This window comes from Pedobacter ghigonis, assembly GCF_903166585.1.
Classification (GTDB): Bacteria; Bacteroidota; Bacteroidia; order Sphingobacteriales; family Sphingobacteriaceae; genus Pedobacter; species Pedobacter ghigonis.
Genome location: NZ_CAESCM010000002.1, coordinates 190,784 through 206,967 on the forward strand (window position 1 = coordinate 190,784; position 16,184 = coordinate 206,967).

Annotated in this window: 18 protein-coding genes, 4 tRNA genes, 1 pseudogene and 1 riboswitch; of the genes and pseudogenes, 9 read left to right on the forward strand and 14 right to left on the reverse strand. The window is 39.0% G+C overall.

From position 1 onward, the window contains the following. Positions 1-25: 25 nt before the first annotated feature. From HWV58_RS04060 to HWV58_RS04070, 3 genes are all read right to left on the reverse strand, one after another. Positions 26-250, reverse strand: coding sequence for a CDGSH iron-sulfur domain-containing protein (locus HWV58_RS04060; protein WP_039472820.1), 225 nt, complete (start codon positions 248-250; stop codon positions 26-28). Between the two features lie 35 nt (positions 251-285). Further along, a complete protein-coding gene (locus HWV58_RS04065; RefSeq protein WP_175632870.1) occupies positions 286-1,020 on the reverse strand; it encodes a GNAT family N-acetyltransferase in 735 nt (244 codons plus the stop codon). A gap of 68 nt (positions 1,021-1,088) precedes the next feature. Then, on the reverse strand, positions 1,089-1,871 hold the full coding sequence (locus tag HWV58_RS04070) for an alpha/beta fold hydrolase (RefSeq protein ID WP_175632871.1): 783 nt from the start codon (positions 1,869-1,871) through the stop codon (positions 1,089-1,091). A gap of 164 nt (positions 1,872-2,035) precedes the next feature. Here HWV58_RS04070 and HWV58_RS04075 point away from each other — a divergent pair, with 164 nt between their 5' ends. Continuing rightward, on the forward strand, positions 2,036-2,626 hold the full coding sequence (locus HWV58_RS04075) for a DUF2306 domain-containing protein (protein WP_175632872.1): 591 nt from the start codon (positions 2,036-2,038) through the stop codon (positions 2,624-2,626). Here HWV58_RS04075 and HWV58_RS04080 read toward each other — a convergent pair. After that, a complete protein-coding gene (locus HWV58_RS04080; protein ID WP_175632873.1) occupies positions 2,594-2,803 on the reverse strand; it encodes a hypothetical protein in 210 nt (69 codons plus the stop codon). The genes HWV58_RS04075 and HWV58_RS04080 overlap by 33 nt on opposite strands. A 119-nt stretch (positions 2,804-2,922) precedes the next feature. After that, positions 2,923-3,531 (reverse strand): hypothetical protein, encoded by a 609-nt coding sequence (locus tag HWV58_RS04085; protein WP_175632874.1) that lies wholly within the window; start codon positions 3,529-3,531, stop codon positions 2,923-2,925. Positions 3,532-3,759: 228 nt separating this feature from the next. On the opposite strand from HWV58_RS04085, the gene HWV58_RS04090 reads away from it, so the two are divergent. Continuing rightward, entirely contained in the window at positions 3,760-4,128 is a 369-nt protein-coding gene (locus HWV58_RS04090; protein ID WP_175632875.1) for a hypothetical protein, read from the forward strand. Between the two features lie 150 nt (positions 4,129-4,278). Here HWV58_RS04090 and HWV58_RS04095 read toward each other — a convergent pair. The 5 genes from HWV58_RS04095 to HWV58_RS04115 all read right to left on the reverse strand — a co-directional run bounded on the left by HWV58_RS04095 (position 4,279) and on the right by HWV58_RS04115 (position 5,488). Next, a tRNA-Glu gene (locus HWV58_RS04095) sits at positions 4,279-4,350 on the reverse strand. 30 nt (positions 4,351-4,380) lie between these two features. Then, positions 4,381-4,456 (reverse strand) — tRNA-Met (locus HWV58_RS04100). 2 nt (positions 4,457-4,458) lie between these two features. After that, complete coding sequence (locus HWV58_RS04105) at positions 4,459-4,647, reverse strand: hypothetical protein (RefSeq protein ID WP_175632876.1); 189 nt, start codon at positions 4,645-4,647, stop codon at positions 4,459-4,461. Positions 4,648-5,312: 665 nt separating this feature from the next. Further along, positions 5,313-5,384: transfer RNA gene (locus HWV58_RS04110), tRNA-Glu, on the reverse strand. 28 nt (positions 5,385-5,412) lie between these two features. Next, positions 5,413-5,488 (reverse strand) — tRNA-Met (locus HWV58_RS04115). Positions 5,489-5,603: 115 nt separating this feature from the next. On the opposite strand from HWV58_RS04115, the gene era reads away from it, so the two are divergent. The 4 genes from era (at position 5,604) to HWV58_RS04135 (ending at position 9,218) form a co-directional block, all read left to right on the forward strand. Next, the gene (era, locus tag HWV58_RS04120; protein ID WP_175632877.1) at positions 5,604-6,500 is read left to right on the forward strand and encodes a GTPase Era; all 897 of its coding nucleotides are present in this window, start codon (positions 5,604-5,606) and stop codon (positions 6,498-6,500) included. Positions 6,501-6,515: 15 nt separating this feature from the next. Beyond that, on the forward strand, positions 6,516-7,022 hold the full coding sequence (locus HWV58_RS04125) for a TlpA family protein disulfide reductase (protein WP_175632878.1): 507 nt from the start codon (positions 6,516-6,518) through the stop codon (positions 7,020-7,022). 155 nt (positions 7,023-7,177) lie between these two features. Further along, a complete protein-coding gene (der, locus tag HWV58_RS04130; RefSeq protein WP_124558055.1) occupies positions 7,178-8,479 on the forward strand; it encodes a ribosome biogenesis GTPase Der in 1,302 nt (433 codons plus the stop codon). 229 nt (positions 8,480-8,708) lie between these two features. Next, entirely contained in the window at positions 8,709-9,218 is a 510-nt protein-coding gene (locus tag HWV58_RS04135; RefSeq protein WP_175632879.1) for a GNAT family N-acetyltransferase, read from the forward strand. A gap of 3 nt (positions 9,219-9,221) precedes the next feature. On the opposite strand, the gene HWV58_RS04140 is transcribed toward HWV58_RS04135, so the two are convergent. The 4 genes and pseudogenes from HWV58_RS04140 to HWV58_RS04155 form a co-directional block, all read right to left on the reverse strand. Then, the gene (locus tag HWV58_RS04140) at positions 9,222-9,728 is read right to left on the reverse strand and encodes a GNAT family N-acetyltransferase (RefSeq protein WP_175632880.1); all 507 of its coding nucleotides are present in this window, start codon (positions 9,726-9,728) and stop codon (positions 9,222-9,224) included. Positions 9,729-9,802: 74 nt separating this feature from the next. Then, positions 9,803-10,402, reverse strand: a pseudogene (locus HWV58_RS04145) (short chain dehydrogenase); the annotation flags it as partial. Between the two features lie 76 nt (positions 10,403-10,478). Continuing rightward, positions 10,479-11,612: a histidine decarboxylase gene (locus HWV58_RS04150; RefSeq protein ID WP_175632882.1), complete on the reverse strand. Its 1,134-nt coding sequence runs from the start codon at positions 11,610-11,612 to the stop codon at positions 10,479-10,481. A gap of 153 nt (positions 11,613-11,765) precedes the next feature. Then, on the reverse strand, positions 11,766-13,373 hold the full coding sequence (locus tag HWV58_RS04155) for a S41 family peptidase (RefSeq protein WP_175632883.1): 1,608 nt from the start codon (positions 13,371-13,373) through the stop codon (positions 11,766-11,768). A 190-nt stretch (positions 13,374-13,563) separates the two neighbouring features. Here HWV58_RS04155 and murQ point away from each other — a divergent pair, with 190 nt between their 5' ends. From murQ to HWV58_RS04170, 3 genes are all read left to right on the forward strand, one after another. Further along, positions 13,564-14,370, forward strand: coding sequence for an N-acetylmuramic acid 6-phosphate etherase (murQ, locus tag HWV58_RS04160; protein ID WP_175632884.1), 807 nt, complete (start codon positions 13,564-13,566; stop codon positions 14,368-14,370). Between the two features lie 184 nt (positions 14,371-14,554). Then, positions 14,555-15,121, forward strand: a complete 567-nt coding sequence (locus HWV58_RS04165; protein ID WP_175632885.1) for a hypothetical protein — start codon at positions 14,555-14,557, stop codon at positions 15,119-15,121. 39 nt (positions 15,122-15,160) lie between these two features. Then, positions 15,161-15,916: a Bax inhibitor-1/YccA family protein gene (locus tag HWV58_RS04170; RefSeq protein ID WP_166208491.1), complete on the forward strand. Its 756-nt coding sequence runs from the start codon at positions 15,161-15,163 to the stop codon at positions 15,914-15,916. 116 nt (positions 15,917-16,032) lie between these two features. Beyond that, positions 16,033-16,136, forward strand: a riboswitch (SAM riboswitch). Positions 16,137-16,184 lie beyond the last annotated feature (48 nt).

Consider the following 16,184-nt stretch of genomic DNA (forward strand, 5'->3'; position numbering starts at 1 on the left):
CATTTTTATGATGCTTTAAAATAAGTTAAACTTTTTTAGGAGGAAGATCGAAGGCAATAGCCTCATGCTCAAAATGATCTTTGTGTGAGCCGTCGCAAAAAGGTTTATTTTTAGATAGGCCGCAACGACAGATCGATACTACTTCTCTGCCCTGTAAGCCATAAGTATTTCCGTTTCTATCTACAATTTCGAAATCGCCTTCTATTTTAACGGATCCATTATTGTTAATGGTAAGTTTTGTTTTAGACATGTGTTTTGTTAGTTTCCTGCAAAGCTAAAACATACTTACCGCAATCTCAGATCTGATTTTAATTTAGAAACATTCTCTGGTTCGCTGCTTTGTTCCTTTTTTATCACATAGGCAGTCATCTCTGTCCTGATTTTAAAACCGAGTTTTTGGTATAATTTGATGGCACCCAGATTGTCGTTTTTAACATGTAAAAAGGGTATTTCAGCACGGTTAAGAATTCTTTTAAGCTGCTCCTGTAAAATCTTAAACGCATAACCCTTTCCCAAATGATCGGGATGGGTACAAACAGCACTTACTTCCCGGTAAGGGCTGGGGAAGAACCGGTGACCTGCCATGGCAATCAATTGGTTTTCGGCAAATATGCCTGTGTAGTTACCCAGTTCTATTGTTTTGGCTAAGAACGGCCCCGGTTTAGTAAGCTCAACCAAAGCCGACATTTCGTTAACATGGCTTTGATCAAGGTCGGTCAGCCCTTCGTTTGTACTTTCGGGTACGTTTGGCCCCTCATAAACCAGCTGAAACATATCAATTTGCATGTGTAAAGTCCAAAAGGCTGGTATGTTTAACGGCACTTTGGAAAAGATTACAAACAAACTGTCGGGTTCGCTGATCTCGTGAAGTGTCTTCAGATTTTCTGCCGAATTATCTTTTAAGCCTGCAAACGCAGCAATATCTTTACGGTAGTATTTAACCTCATCCGCGCCTTTTGCAAAATGCCGATGCGCAGATGTTAAGGCATGGTAGATGGGGTTATCTAACAGGTGTTCCATGCCACAAAGATATTCAATAGCTGATTAATATCCGGCTTTGCAGCGGCAAGTTACGATGGCGCCGTGTATTATGAATGTAAAAATGATTCGATTAAACCCGCAGTAAATTCGAGTGTTTTAGGGTTGATATCAGGTGCACATATCTCCCCAATCATACTACCATGTATGCCCGGTAAAATTGTTAAACGCGAATTTTCAATCAATCTCGACATTTTAACCAGATGTTCCGGCGTAATTACGTCGCGGTCGGCCAGCATTAATAAAGTATCAGCTTTAATTCCCGCAATTTCATCATCACTCAGGTCAATGTAATTCAGCATGCGCTGCTTATCTTTCTCAAACATATTTTGCAGGCCTGCAGGATCGGGGTTCAATTCGAGATATGATTTTTTAAGTCCTTCGGGCATGTGTTCCAAAGTAAAGGCTCCAAAGCCATCATAAAAACCGTCTATTAGCCCTGTTTTCTGGTAATTGGCAGAAATAACAACAATTTTATTTACCACAATTGGGTAGCGTACAGCAATGTGAAGGGTAGTGGTACCACCATTGCTAAACCCCAGAAAATTGGCTTTAGCAATATTAAGCTGTTCGAGCAGTGTAACTACATCATTTGCATCCTGCTCAAAAGATTCAGGGGCATCGCGATCGCTGGTACGGCCATGGGCCTGCAGTTCAACAGCGATAAGTTTGTTGTTTTGGGCCAGATGGGGGATAAAATTGCCAAAGTTGGAGGGGATAGTAGAGCCGCCACCGTGGATCAATACCAGGGGAATTTCGCCCTTGCCATAAATCTCGTAATACATATTAATCCCGTTAACGGACATTGTTTCAGCTATTTTTTCAATTTCCATATCTTTATTATTTGTATTAGCCTTTTTTAGCCCTTGCCAGTGGCCATTTATTTTATAAATTTAGCATAAGTAAGCCATTAAATTATAGAACTGTTCTGGATATTTTTAAGTATATCGCACGTAATGTAGCTGTTTATCTACTGCTATCTCTTAGCACTTACCTGATGCTGATAGGAATTATCCGCTATTATCCGCTGCGCGATGATATTGGCTTTTTGCAGTTTAAAAAAGAATACCTGGATATTTTACCCTGGAAGATTGCTTTTTATACCCATGTGTTCACGATCATTTTTGCATTGCTGGCAGGCTTTACTCAGTTTTCTGCATCGATACTCGCTAAATATAAAGGGTTGCACCGTTTGGTTGGGAAGATTTATGTTTACGATATCTTTCTGAATTTCCCGGTAGCTTTTGTGATGGGCATTTATGCCAATGGCCTTTTACCTACTAAAATAGCTTTTATTCTGTTAGATTGTTTGTGGTTTTGGTTCACTTATAAAGCGGTAACCGAAATTAGAAAAGGGAATGTTTTAGCGCATAAAGAATTCATGATTCGCAGTTATGCGCTTACCTTATCGGCAGTTTCGTTACGGTTTTGGAAAATCATTATTTTAAGTTTTATGCATGTAGATCCTTTACCGCTTTATATGATCAATGCCTGGCTGGGTTTTGTACCTAATTTGTTGTTCGCTGAGTGGCTGATTAGAAAAAGGCGACCAAAACTAGCGTTCAAAGCGCACATTGTACAGAATTAAGGCTGCAATAGAACCGAAAATAATAATGCTGCTAAAGATAAAAACGGCAATAGAAATGGCTGTTACATGTTGATTATTTCGTGCTATCAGCTTTTTTCTGGTAAGTGCCGATATAAAGAAAGCTGCCAGTAAGGATATGAGTGCAGGAATGACAATAAAAATGAAGATAAATTCCATGAGCGTAATTTTTTACACTAAAGTAGCGATTAATTTGACAGGTGCTGATGGACTAAAAACAAAAAGCATTAACGGGTTAGATTAATGCTTTAAAAAATATTTAGATCACATGGAACAAATTATGTCGTAAACTGGATTTGCTGCACCAGGTAAGCTTTGCCGAATTTTTGCAGATCGTGGGTAACTGTAACTTTAATGGCTTTCCATTTGGGCTGTAAGGTATGGTTTGTTCGCATTTCCTTTACGTTTTGCCAAATTTCTTCAAGCTGGCCTGCAACAGTGTTATTTGCGGCTGTGAACTGGAGTTTATCGGGGATGAAGTAATAATCGTTTCCTGTTTTGCTTAACCTGATCGTTGGCCCGCCAACAGCGTAATACACCAACATTTGGATTTCGAAAGATTCGGTTCCTTTATATTTTTCCTGGTTAATAACCTTTACAAATTCGAAATAGTTGGAAGAAGCATCTTGAGGTGGATTATCGAGGTGGCGAAACCTTGCCTTTACCCGGTAATTCGTGCCCGCTTCCCTCTGGTCAAAACCTGATAAATAAGAACCTGCATCAAGATTTTCGGGCATCTTAATTAAAATATCCTTTTCGGCACCATAACGGTGATCAACAAGTAGCTCTACTTCTTGCCCGTTTTTTAAGTTGAGCTGGCCGTAGCGGGAGTCTTTTTTGCACGATAGAAAAGAAATGGTTAATAAAAACAGGACTAGTTTTCTCATAATGCTTTGATGTGGTTTTGGTTAATTTAGTTTTTTAGGAAACGATTGGATAGTTGAAAACGCTACAGTTTATTATTTTGAAATTAAGCCTTTTTCTTCTCCCCATTATATTTTTAAATATTACCTCAAAAAATGCACACAAAGAATAGTCTGATCTTTTTTTACCCGATTTAGACTATTTCTGATTAATTTGGGGTTTGATCCTTTAAGCAATAAATTATTTGAACAATGAAATTGAAAATCATACCCATACTCATGCTGATATTAATTGCAGGATGTAAAAAAACAAAGGTTTCCTATGATAAAAACACTGCAGCTTGTGGAATAAAAAATCCTTTGGAGAATCTGGCCTGGCTCAAAACCGAATTTCAGGATATAGCGGGGTTCCCTGAAATAAACGGGATCGTTCTTTATGAATTCAAAGGAAAGGAAGTGATTGATATTTACAAATCGTATTACAGCAGTTTAGATGGTCGTCAGTTTTATTGTGATGGCAAACGGGTGCAGTTTGATACTGAGCAAGATCTTAAGGATTACACTCAGAACAGAAAAAAAGTCTCCATATTATTCGGGCAGAAGTTTGCGCTATCAAAATAGAAAGCTGAATAAAGCACGTAAGCTAAGCAATATGGATACCTTTGTTTATCATTTTAGATCATTTGGCATGCGAAAATTTAATTCCTGACTTACGAAAGGACATAAAAAAAGCGCTGATTCAGTTTTATTAACTGTGTATCAGCGCTTTCGTAGCCCGTAGGGGAATCGAACCCCTGTTTCCAGAATGAAAATCTGGCGTCCTAACCCCTAGACGAACGGGCCATTAAATTAAAGAGTGTCTTTCAACTCCTTTGGTAGCGGGGACACGACTCGAACGTGCGACCTTCGGGTTATGAGCCCGACGAGCTACCAACTGCTCCACCCCGCACTCTATGTATTCGCTTCAAATATCGCGTTTGAAGGAGTGCAAAAGTAGGTTTTATTTTTTAATTTCCAAATCCTTTCCTGAAATATTTCCATCATAAAGTGTTTTTTTACCTCATTTAATTTTTGTTTGAGCTGTAAACAATTTAAAATGAAAGGCTTAATGCGTATTGCCTCCAGTAAATTATTTTTCATTTTTTTATGTCAATCTATTTTTTCTAAAAACATTTGGATAATTCGCTATTGCTTCGTTTATTTGTTTAAAATTAGTCTAAATAAGAATAATTATTTTCTCTCTTGTTCTTCGACTGTAAATTTTGCATTTCGATATAATTTTTGGTTAGTTATGTTGATTAAAAGTCCTGTTTACCCGCATCGTTATCGGATGCGGGTAAATCAGGCGCTATTTTTATTAAAGGTATGAATAAGAAGTTTTACCTCTAAAAAATCTTTATATCTTTAAGAGGTGTAGATAGTGTAATGTTTGGAAGTTCTCTCCCGTTTGAGGCCAACCTGAATGTTTCGGAAATTACATAGGACAGTCTGATAATTATAAGGCAACTTTCAGCTTTGATCTTAATAAGGTATTAACTGGAATCTAGATCAGGGTGCTGGAACTCGGTGCCAGAAGTTACATTGGTAAAGATGGTAAAAAGCTTTACGTAATTTGGAAAGGTGGTTCAGTTGATGAACATTTTATGATCGGGTTATTTAAAACTCGCAAACGGTGGCCGGTGTTGTTCTTGGCAAAGGATCAGAATAAATCATTTTAGGATAACGATCAATTAAAGCGCTTTTTAGTTAGTGAGATTTTAAAAGCCGTATAAACAACAAAAGCGATCATTTCTGATCGCTTTTTGTAGCCCGTAGGGGAATCGAACCCCTGTTTCCAGAATGAAAATCTGGCGTCCTCACCCCTAGACGAACGGGCCATTAAATTAAAGTGTCTTTCAACTTCTTTGGTAGCGGGGACACGACTCGAACGTGCGACCTTCGGGTTATGAGCCCGACGAGCTACCAACTGCTCCACCCCGCACTCTATACAATTCGTTTTTTCTTGTTGAATTAAATCCTTAACCCTGTTTCCGAATTGGAATGCAAAGATATAATTCGTTTCTTTGTACTGCAAATTTTTTTTAAAAAATATTTCAATGGCGCATAAAGCAGGTTTTGTTAGTATAATAGGTAAACCCAATGTAGGTAAATCTACCTTAATGAATGTGCTTGTAGGCGAACGACTTAGTATTATTACCCCTAAGGCTCAGACTACAAGGCACCGCATTTTAGGAATTGTAAATGAAGAAGAATATCAGATCGTTTTTTCTGATACCCCAGGTATAATTAAGCCAAAATACAGCTTGCAAGAGAGTATGATGAGCTTCGTTAATGGATCTTTAACAGATGCGGATGTACTTTTATTTGTAACCGATATTAACGAAGTGCATGATGAAGATGATGTGCTGGAGAAAATCCTGAACAAGGATATTCCAACCATTGTGTTGATTAATAAAATAGACCAGGCCACACAGGAACTGGTAGATGAAAAAATTGCTTACTGGAACGAAAAATTAAAACCAGTTGCCATTTATGCCATTTCTGCGCTGCACAAGCACAATGTGGATGGCTTACTGGATCGCGTTTTGGAAATGTTGCCTGAACACCCGGCCTATTACGATAAGGAAGATTTAACAGATCGTTCAGAGCGTTTCTTCGTTTCTGAAATTGTGCGCGAAAAGATCTTTTTAAATTATCAGAAAGAAATTCCTTACAGTACCGAAGTAATTGTAAAGAGCTTTAAAGAAGAACCACTTAAAAATGGCAAAGGTGAAATGATTAGGATTAGTGCCGAGATTGTGGTAGAACGCGATTCGCAAAAGAATATCCTGATTGGTACCGGCGGCAGCATGTTAAAGAAAGTTGGTACAGAAGCCCGTATTGAAATCGAGAAATTTTTAGATGCCAAGGTTTTTCTTGAGCTGTTTGTTAAGGTTATTCCTGATTGGAGGAGTAAAAAGAACTACCTGAAAAGTTTCGGTTACGAAAATTAATTTCGATTTTTAAGGATGAAGAAAAACATAACGATCTTGTTGTTGTTCGTAAGCGCGGTGGTTGCCGCCCAGGAATCGAACAATGGTAAAAAACTATGGGCCAAATCAATCCTGAACGAAAAAGCACCTGAGCTGGTTGTAGAAAAATGGATTTCGAAACAACCCGATACCAAAGGTAAATTTGTATTGATTGACTTTTGGGCAACCTGGTGTGGACCGTGCAGGGCATACATTCCTTCGTTAAACGATATTCAGAAAAAGTACGCAGATAAAGTAGTTATTATTGGCGTTTCTGATGAGCCAGCCGAAAAAGTAGAAGCTTTTAATAATCCGAAAATTAATTACTTCGAGGCGATCGATACCAAAGGTGCTGTGAAAAACCAGCTGGAGGTTAAGGGTATTCCGCATGCCATTTTAATCGATCCGAAAGGCATTGTGCGTTGGGAAGGTTTTCCTTTATTGAAGGATAATGAACTCACCGAGGAAGTGTTTAAAGGACTTTTGGAGAAGTATAAAAATTAATATTAACTGAGGTTACGAAAAATAACCGTACCTTTGCAGCCCGAAATAAATCGGTTAGTAGTTGATAGTCAATGGCTGATAGCCAAATAGTTTAAGCAGCTTGCCTAAACACCACGACCATTAACTATAAGCCATTAACTATCAAAAGAACACCCATGAGTAATATTATAGCCATCGTAGGCAGGCCAAACGTAGGCAAGAGCACCCTTTTTAACCGATTAACCGAAAGCCGTAAAGCCATTGTTGATGATATGAGCGGTGTAACCCGCGACAGACATTATGGAGTGGGAGAGTGGACCGATAAGCAATTTACCGTAATCGATACTGGTGGTTATGTAGCCAATTCAGAAGATGTTTATGAAGCTGCAATCCGCGAGCAGGTATTAATCGCCATTGAAGAGGCCAGCGTGTTAATTTTCATGGTAGATGTAACTACCGGAATTACTGATTTGGACGATGACATCGCCCAGGTTTTGCGCAGAAGCGATAAGCCTGTTTTTGTTGCAGCAAATAAAGTAGATAACACTGCGCTTTATAACGAAATTCATACTTTTTATGGTTTTGGCTTAGGTGAGGTTTATCCGCTATCTTCTATGACGGGTTCAGGAACCGGAGAATTACTGGATGAAATTGTCAAAAAATTCGATGATATCCCTGAGGAAGAAAACCAATTGCCAAAAATTACCATTGCTGGTCGCCCGAATGTGGGTAAATCTTCATTGGTTAATGCTTTAATTGGTAAAGAAAGAAATATTGTTACGGCTAATGCAGGTACTACCCGCGATTCGATTAAAATTCACTACAACCAGTTTGGACATGAGTTTATGTTAATTGATACTGCCGGACTGCGTAAAAAAACAAAGGTTAAAGAAAACCTTGAATTTTATTCGGTAATGCGTACCATCAAAGCTTTGGAAGAAGCTGACGTGGTGGTATTGATGATCGATGCACAGGAAGGAATCGAAAGCCAGGATATCAATATCTTCCATTTGGCTGAGAAGAACAAAAAAGGTATCGTAATTTTGGTAAACAAATGGGATTTGATTGAAAAGAATACCCAAACGATGAAAGCTTTCGAAGATCAGATTAAAGAACGCATTCGTCCGTTTACCGATGTGCCGATTATTTTTACTTCGGTATTAAACAAACAACGTATTTTTAAGGCTATCGAAGCTGCTTTGGATGTATATAAAAACCGTGGAAAGAAAATCCCTACATCAAAGCTAAACGACGTAATGTTGCCTTTGATTGAGAGCTTCCCGCCACCGGCATTAAAAGGTAAGCACATCAAAATCAAATACATTACGCAGATTAACGGAACATCACCAATGTTTGCTTTCTTCTGTAATTTACCGCAATACATTAAAGATCCTTATAAACGTTTTATCGAGAATAAACTGAGAGAGAATTTTGATTTCGCAGGTTCGCCGATCCAGATTTTCTTTAGACAGAAATAAGCTTAAAGGCTAAAGCTGAAAGCAAAAAGCAGTGCAGGTATTCCGCAAGGAAAGCAGCACTGCTTTTTTTATGGGTTATGTTTAATACAATGAAACAGTTGTTTTCACCAATATCATTCATAACAGAGCATTAAGCTTATGGCCTTACATTTTTGATATGGTTAAAGATTTGAGGTGTTTAAATCTGTGTTCATCCTTTTTATCTGTGGTAAAAAACTAACTTTGTTGTATGCAAATCGAAGTATTAAATAGCCAGGCAGCTGATATCGACATCATTTTCGATTTTTATGATATGGCTATTGCGCACCAAAAGAAAGTTTTTAACAAGCACTGGCAAGGTTTCAGTCGCGAGCTGGTGCAAACAGAAATTGCTGAAAACCGTCAGTATAAAATTCTGGTTGGTGGCGAAATAGCCTGTGTTTTTGCCGTAACCTTTAACGATAAACTGATTTGGGGCGACCGCGATCAGGATGCCATTTATATCCACCGGATTGTAACCCATCCAAGTTTTAGGGGCTATGCTTTTGTTAAGGAAATTATTAAGTGGGCCAGGGAATACAGTTTGGATAATGAGCTAAAATATATCCGGATGGATACTTGGGCTGATAACGAAAAGCTTTTGGAGTATTATACAGGTTGTGGTTTCGAATATGTTGGCGTGGTAACCATGCAAAAAACAGATGGATTACCCAAGCATTACGAGGGGATTAGCCTGAGCTTATTTGAAATTGTAGTGTAAGCCCTACTTCAATTCAATTTTCCAGCTTAACATATCATCAACTTCTCCAATGTGTATAAAGCCGTTTTTTTCTAATATCGAGTAAGAAGCTACATTATCTTTGGTGGTTGCAGCAAAAACCGATCTTACTTTTGGCTGCTCTTTCGCCCATTGCAATATCCGGCCTACAGCCTCAGTCATAAAGCCTTTGCCTCTAAATTCTTCGTAAGTGCCGTATCCGATTTCGATTTCTCCGTTTGGGTCAGGTTCGCCAACAAAACAAATATCACCTACCATTCGGTTATCGGGTTTCGAAATAATTGTCCAGAGGGTGTGGTAAAGGTAATCCTTGTCTTTATCAAAAACGTTAGGCAAAATGGTTTGTTGTAATGCTTCCTGTAGTTCTGGTGCAATGTTTTTTTTCGTAGGCAGCAAGTGAAATTCTTTTTCTAAAGAATGGTCGTCTTTAATGTATTTTAATAATTGGTTGTGTGTTAGCGGCTTTAAAATGAGGCGTGGTGTTTCTATCATTTTTGATGATGATTAATCGGGCTCAATATAATGCTTTCGACGTTAAAATCAGGCTTTTTCAGAACAAGCTTATGTTAATAAACTTTTATCACCTGCCCGGTAACAATGCCAAGCACACTCTTTTCAAAGGCTTTAATCACTTTCTCCATGGTTACGGGTATTTCACCAGGAAAAGCATCAAAATAAGCTGGCGAATCCTCAACTACATTCGGGCTAACCGCATTAAGGCGTACGCCGTTTTCGAGCTCGGGCGCTGCTGCAATTACAAATGAGTTTAAGCCTCCGTTTACTGCACTTAGTGCTGCGCCTGCCGCCACCGGATGATCGGCCAGGATGCCCGATGTTAGGGTAAACGAACCACCTTTGTTAATGTAGTGCTGGCCAATAAGTACCAGATTAACCTGACCCAATAGTTTATCCAGTAAACCTTTTTTAAAAGTCTCGCCTGTCATTTCTTTAATTGGTGCAAAAGGTCCTTTGCCACTGGTGCTAATTAAGGCATCAAAAGGCCCTGTTTTTTCGAACATTGCTTTAATCGATGCTTCGCTGGTAATATCAACCTGAACATCGCCTTTGGTATTGCCCACACGTATTACCTCATGTTTTTGAGCAAACGCATCGCTAACTTTTTTGCCTAAAGTTCCGGTTGCACCTACAACTATTATTTTCATGCTTTTATGTTTAAAGGTTTTGTAATACTAAGTTAACGTTGCTATTAAACATTAAGGTCATTTAAAAGTTTGTATCGTGTTAATTTTGCAAAATTATTTCTGCTTTTAAATCGGTTATAAACAGATCGATATGTGCTTTGGTTACATTGGGCATACAGATGATATGCGAATTTCCCTGTTCGGCAGCCAACTGCCATTTTTTACAGATTATGCCCGATGGTGCAGGGAAGTTTACGGTAATGGCGTTGGTATTGCGCCAGGCATCGATTCCCATTTCTTTGAGTTTTAATTCGGTATATGCTGCAGTTTCCAAACTATGCATGGCGCGTTCTTTTAAGCCTTCAAGGCCCAGGCGCTTAATGGTGTGCCACAAAAACAGTGGACTGTGCCCATTTCTTGATCCCGTAATGGTGGTATCAACACTGCCAATATAAGCTACAGAACGCGCAATTCGATCGCGGTTCGATTTTTTAGCAACTACCACACCACACGGCATGGGCGAACCAAAAAATTTATGGCCACTAATGGCAATGCTATCCGCTCCGTCTTCGAAATCAAATGCAGGGCGTGGCTCGATCAGGGCGCTGTACGTGCCTGAAAGGGCTGCATCGGCATGGATATAATAATGCTGGATGGCCAATTTTTTTAAAATCGCTTTAATTTTAGCTACATCGTCGCGGGCTTCGGTCATGGTGGTGCCAATGTTGGCCATAATAATAACGGGCATGTGGCGGTTCATTCTGATGGTGTATTCCAGGTCATCGTAATCGATTTCGCCACTTTCCTGCGTACGGATTACGATATTTGACATGTTGAGTAAATGCAGGTTTTTTTGAACGCTATAATGAGTGGCTTCAGAGTAATAAACCATGCCTTTTGGATGAAGCTCGCGGGCAAGGTATAATCCATATAAGTTACCTTCCGAACCTCCGTTGGTTACATAGCCCCACCAGTTATCCTCGGGTGCGCGGAAAAGGTTAGCAAAGAACTGCACCACTTCTTTCTCCAGTTCACGCGATCCTACGCCATAGGTAGAAGTAACAAAAGGGTCGCCGAGGTTATTCATCGGGTATTTTAAAAACTCAGCCAGTTCCTGATAATCGAAATCTTTTGCAACTGGATAACCCAGAAATAAATCGGTTTTACTTTTTACTTTTTCTAATAAATCACTTAATAGATGTTGATCTGTTGCTGATAATTTGCCTGCTGCCATAACATATTGAATATGCGGACAAAATTAGGTAAATCGAAATATAGTATTATTGTTTTGGCTTAAATAAGAATATTATATTGATTTTGGCTTGTTTTTTGAAATTGTATTTTTGGCTCTGTGATTGAAATGCACCTCAATACAAATAAAATACGGCTATTGGAGATTAACCAATGCCTGTTTAACCGCATTATCTGTCTGATTTGCGGCTTTATAGTAGCCCACATCTCCTAAATAATAGCGGCAAAGTAATGCTTTAAGATCATTTTGAATTACTGTTTTTGCATTGTACAGTTGAAAACGATCTATCGGAACATTTTTACGCTGGATAAAACCAATAAAATCTCTGAAATCGTTATCGGTAATAGTAAAGATATTAATATTCTGTTCTACAAAGCTTGCGCTATATCTGCTGGTTAGTACATTAAATACATAATCTGAAAGCACTTTTTTGCTCACCAGATTGCTGTAAAATTTATTGTATCCGGTAGTATCCAGTTTTACGAAAACATCAGGCTGTATACCGCCAATTGGTTTAATTTTTTTTACGGGTTGTGTATTTACGCCTTCTGCTTTTTCAATCGAATCCTGAAAGGAGGTGCGGTCGCCGGTTAACTCGCCGTCCATCATACGCTCATCCAGTTCGTGTTTATAGGCATCGTAACCTTTTTTGTACGATTTTTGGATGCTGCGACCAGATGGTGTGTAATAGCGGGCAATGGTTAGATTCAGCGCAGAACCATCGCCAAAAGCAAATTGCTCCTGTACCAGGCCTTTACCAAAAGAACGGCGGCCAACAATTATGCCTCTACCTAAATCCTGAATTGCGCCGGCTACAATCTCGCTTGCCGAGGCAGTATTCTCGTTAATCAGCACAGCCAGCTTACCATTTTGAAAAGCACCTGTTCCGGTCGAAAAATAATCGGTACGCGGCTCATGTTTGCCCTGGGTATAAACAATTAATTTATTTTCGGCCAAAAACTGATCGGCAAGGCCGGTAGCTGCAGTAAAATAACCACCGCCATTATCGCGCAGATCGAGGATTAGCTTTTTCATACCTTTAGCCTTTAAGCTGTTGGCTGCTGCAGCAAAATCGTTATCGGTATTGGCACCAAACTTACTGATGCGTACATAACCTGTTTCGCTGTTGATCATATAAGCTGCATCAATACTGCTGATGTTTACCTTACCACGGGTAACCATAATCCGACTGCTTTGTGCAATGCCCGGGTGTAACAAAACTACGCTTACCCCAGTGCCTGCCCGGCCTTTAAATCGACCGGTAAGCTGATCTTTGGGTAAATTTCTTCCGCTAACTACTGCGGTATCGATACTCAGGATCTTATCGCCCAGTTTTATGCCCGCCTGTGAAGCAGGACCATCTTTAACAACACCCGTAACCATCATGGTATCGTTAAGCATGTAATATTCTATACCAACACCTTCAAAGTTCCCTTCCAGGTTATCGCTCATATCCTGCGCATCGGTTGGTGGCAGGTAAACGCTATGCGGATCCAGTTGATGTAAAACGCTATCGATAGGTAAGTTTTGAAGCGAATCGGTATTGATATCATCAACGTAGTTGCCGTTAATGATGTGGAGGATTTCGTTTAATTTCTCGTCGCTGTTGCTGGCCAGCTGCGGACTTTTTTTAACGCCAAAGCCCTGGTCTTTGATAAATTTTATGCCCAAAAACATACCAGCTATTAAGATTACAGAATAGCTTATAGCGATCAGTATATTGTTACGGGTATTTTTTTTCATCAGCGTTACTGCAAATTTATGAAAATTAGCGGGTTGATATATTTTTTAACTGCATTTTCTTGTCTTTTGTTTATAATTTTTAACATTAATTAACCTGAGTAAAGTGCCAATTGAATTTTGTGGTACATATTTTTGAATTTTTAAGGTAGTATTTAGAAAGAATTTACCGAATTTTATCAAAATTAAATTTATGAACAGAGTAACCGAGCAAGAATCTAACTATAACCACATCGATCAGATGTCGGTGTTGGAAGTCTTGCAGGGCATTAATAACGAAGATAAAACTGTAGCGTTTGCTGTAGAAAAATCTTTGCCTCAGATCGAAAAATTAACTTCGGCAGTTGCCGAAAGAATGAAAAAAGGTGGCCGTCTTTTTTATATCGGAGCGGGTACGAGTGGGCGTTTAGGTGTGGTAGATGCATCAGAATGTCCGCCTACTTATGGCGTGCCTTTTGATTGGGTTGTCGGTATTATTGCAGGTGGCGATACGGCCATCAGAAGAGCTGTAGAATTTGCCGAAGATGATGCCGAACAAGCTTGGAAAGATTTACAGGAGTTTAATATTAACGAAAAAGATTGCCTGGTTGGCCTGGCCGCATCGGGTACTACCCCTTACGTTATTGGGGGACTAAATACAGCGCGTAAGTATGGGGTTTTAACAGGTTGCATTGTTTGCAATACCGGTGGGCCAATTGCTGCTGAATCTGATTTCCCGGTTGAAGTGGTGGTGGGACCCGAGTTTATCACCGGTTCTACACGCATGAAATCGGGAACAGCACAGAAAATGGTTTTGAACATGTTAAGTACCACGGTTATGGTTCAACTCGGCCGTGTGGTAGGCAATAAGATGGTTGATATGCAATTAACCAATCATAAACTGGTAGACCGCGGAACACAGATGGTTGCCGACGAGCTGCATATTGGCTACGAAGAAGCTGCTAAGTTGCTAAACCGCTACGGAAGTGTGCGTAAAGCAGTAGAAGCAGGGCAGCACTAAAAAATGATTGAAGGATGGAATGACCGAATTAAAGATTGACTTTAAACATTCACTCATTCAAAATTCTTTCATTCAAAATTCGTTTAATCAAAATTAAATAATGATTGAAGGATAGGATGATTGAATTGGAGATGGGCTTAAACATTCACTCATTCAAAATCCACACATTCAATAATGAAAAACTATGCACGAGATTGAGCCTTATTACCAGTGGAGAGATGATTATATCTCGGCAGAGGATGAGCGTTCCCCGTTTTACAATACAGAATATTCAGAGCTTTACTTCGATAAGCAGATTTATAATTTTTTGCTGCATCCGCAATGGGATGATTTTGGATCGAGTACACTATACCTGAAAATACTTTACGCTGATTACGATCGTAGTTATGCCATTATCGAGCTGATTGGCGAGTGGAACGATGCCATTAACAACGATATTATGTTGCTAAAACGCGATGTGATAGAGCTGATGATGGACGAAGGCATTAATAAATTTATCCTCATTGGAGAAAATGTGCTTAATTTCCATACTTCGGACGATAGTTATTACGAAGAGTGGTTTCAGGAAGTGGAAGACGGCTGGATTGTTGGTGTGAACTTTCAGCAGCATGTGATTTCCGAGTTTCGCGATAACAACATCGATTATTACATTAACTTTGGCGGCGATTTCGATAATCTGCCCTGGCGTACATTAAAGCCACTGCAATTCTTTAAAAAAGTTGAAGAACTGCTGACAAAAAGATTGAACTAAATGTTTATTTTTATATAATTTAATACACAAAAAATTAAAATGGAACAACAAAATTATCAATATCAGGACAACAGTGTTTTTGTACAGGAAAAATCTGTTTCCAAAAAATTCTTCGCCAACGTTTTCTTATGGATGTTCGTTGCGTTGAGTTTATCCACTGTGGCTGCTTATCTTTTTGGTACCAACGAACAGTTGATGCAGTATCTTTTAAATATTAACCCAGCAACAGGCAAAGTTAGTATGTCGATATTTGGTTATATAGCCATGTTCGCTCCACTAGGCCTGGTTTTATTAATGGGCTTTGGCTTAAGTCGTTTATCATTGCCTGCTTTAATTGGCGTATTTGTACTTTACTCTGTATTAACCGGAATTAGCTTAAGTTTTATCTTGTTAACCTATACTTCTGGTTCGGTAGTAAGCTGTTTTGCAGGTGCAGCCGGAATATTCGGAATTATGGCGTTTATGGGTTACACAACAAATATCGATCTGAGCAAATTTGGCCCGATTCTGATGGTTGGAGTAATTGGTTTAGTAATTGCCAGTGTAATTAACATGTTTATTCAGAGCGAACAATTTAGCTTGTTTATGGCTTTTATTGGTATTGCAATATTTACTGCATTAACAGCTTATGATGTGCAAAAGATTAAAAGAATTGGAGAAGGTATTGAGGCCAGCGGAGAGCAGGTTCTTCAGATTGAATCTAAGAAAATGGCAATAGTTGCTGCCTTATCATTATACCTTGATTTCTTAAACATCTTTCTCTTCTTATTACGCATTTTCGGAAGCAGAAAATAAACGTTTTAAACAGAACAATATTCTTAAGGCTGTGCAGTTTTGCATGGCCTTTGTAATTTTATTTGGCCGCAAAGCGATAATTTTTGGAAATGATGCCGCTTTGTTGCATTTTTGTATGCTTATTAAGAAAGACGGAGGGATTAGACCCAACGAAGTCTTAGCAACCTGTGCCACACAAGGTGCTAAATTCTATTCTGCAAATAGCGGAAACAGATAAGTTTAGGATTACGATTCTCGTACCAACTTTTTAGATAAGCCATTAATTTAG

Bases quoted from the DNA above. Each gene is read 5' to 3' on its own strand.
- HWV58_RS04090 (WP_175632875.1), top strand. From the start codon at position 3,760: ATGAAATTGAAAATCATACCCATACTCATGCTGATATTAATTGCAGGA.
- HWV58_RS04155 (WP_175632883.1), bottom strand. From the start codon at position 13,373: ATGAAAAAAAATACCCGTAACAATATACTGATCGCTATAAGCTATTCT.
- HWV58_RS04065 (WP_175632870.1), bottom strand. From the start codon at position 1,020: ATGGAACACCTGTTAGATAACCCCATCTACCATGCCTTAACATCTGCG.
- HWV58_RS04165 (WP_175632885.1), top strand. From the start codon at position 14,555: ATGCACGAGATTGAGCCTTATTACCAGTGGAGAGATGATTATATCTCG.
- HWV58_RS04105 (WP_175632876.1), bottom strand. From the start codon at position 4,647: ATGAAAAATAATTTACTGGAGGCAATACGCATTAAGCCTTTCATTTTA.
- HWV58_RS04080 (WP_175632873.1), bottom strand. From the start codon at position 2,803: ATGGAATTTATCTTCATTTTTATTGTCATTCCTGCACTCATATCCTTA.
- HWV58_RS04140 (WP_175632880.1), bottom strand. From the start codon at position 9,728: ATGATAGAAACACCACGCCTCATTTTAAAGCCGCTAACACACAACCAA.
- HWV58_RS04075 (WP_175632872.1), top strand. From the start codon at position 2,036: ATGCTGATAGGAATTATCCGCTATTATCCGCTGCGCGATGATATTGGC.
- der (WP_124558055.1), top strand. From the start codon at position 7,178: ATGAGTAATATTATAGCCATCGTAGGCAGGCCAAACGTAGGCAAGAGC.
- HWV58_RS04060 (WP_039472820.1), bottom strand. From the start codon at position 250: ATGTCTAAAACAAAACTTACCATTAACAATAATGGATCCGTTAAAATA.
- HWV58_RS04170 (WP_166208491.1), top strand. From the start codon at position 15,161: ATGGAACAACAAAATTATCAATATCAGGACAACAGTGTTTTTGTACAG.
- murQ (WP_175632884.1), top strand. From the start codon at position 13,564: ATGAACAGAGTAACCGAGCAAGAATCTAACTATAACCACATCGATCAG.
- HWV58_RS04070 (WP_175632871.1), bottom strand. From the start codon at position 1,871: ATGGAAATTGAAAAAATAGCTGAAACAATGTCCGTTAACGGGATTAAT.
- HWV58_RS04150 (WP_175632882.1), bottom strand. From the start codon at position 11,612: ATGGCAGCAGGCAAATTATCAGCAACAGATCAACATCTATTAAGTGAT.
- HWV58_RS04125 (WP_175632878.1), top strand. From the start codon at position 6,516: ATGAAGAAAAACATAACGATCTTGTTGTTGTTCGTAAGCGCGGTGGTT.
- HWV58_RS04085 (WP_175632874.1), bottom strand. From the start codon at position 3,531: ATGAGAAAACTAGTCCTGTTTTTATTAACCATTTCTTTTCTATCGTGC.
- era (WP_175632877.1), top strand. From the start codon at position 5,604: ATGGCGCATAAAGCAGGTTTTGTTAGTATAATAGGTAAACCCAATGTA.
- HWV58_RS04135 (WP_175632879.1), top strand. From the start codon at position 8,709: ATGCAAATCGAAGTATTAAATAGCCAGGCAGCTGATATCGACATCATT.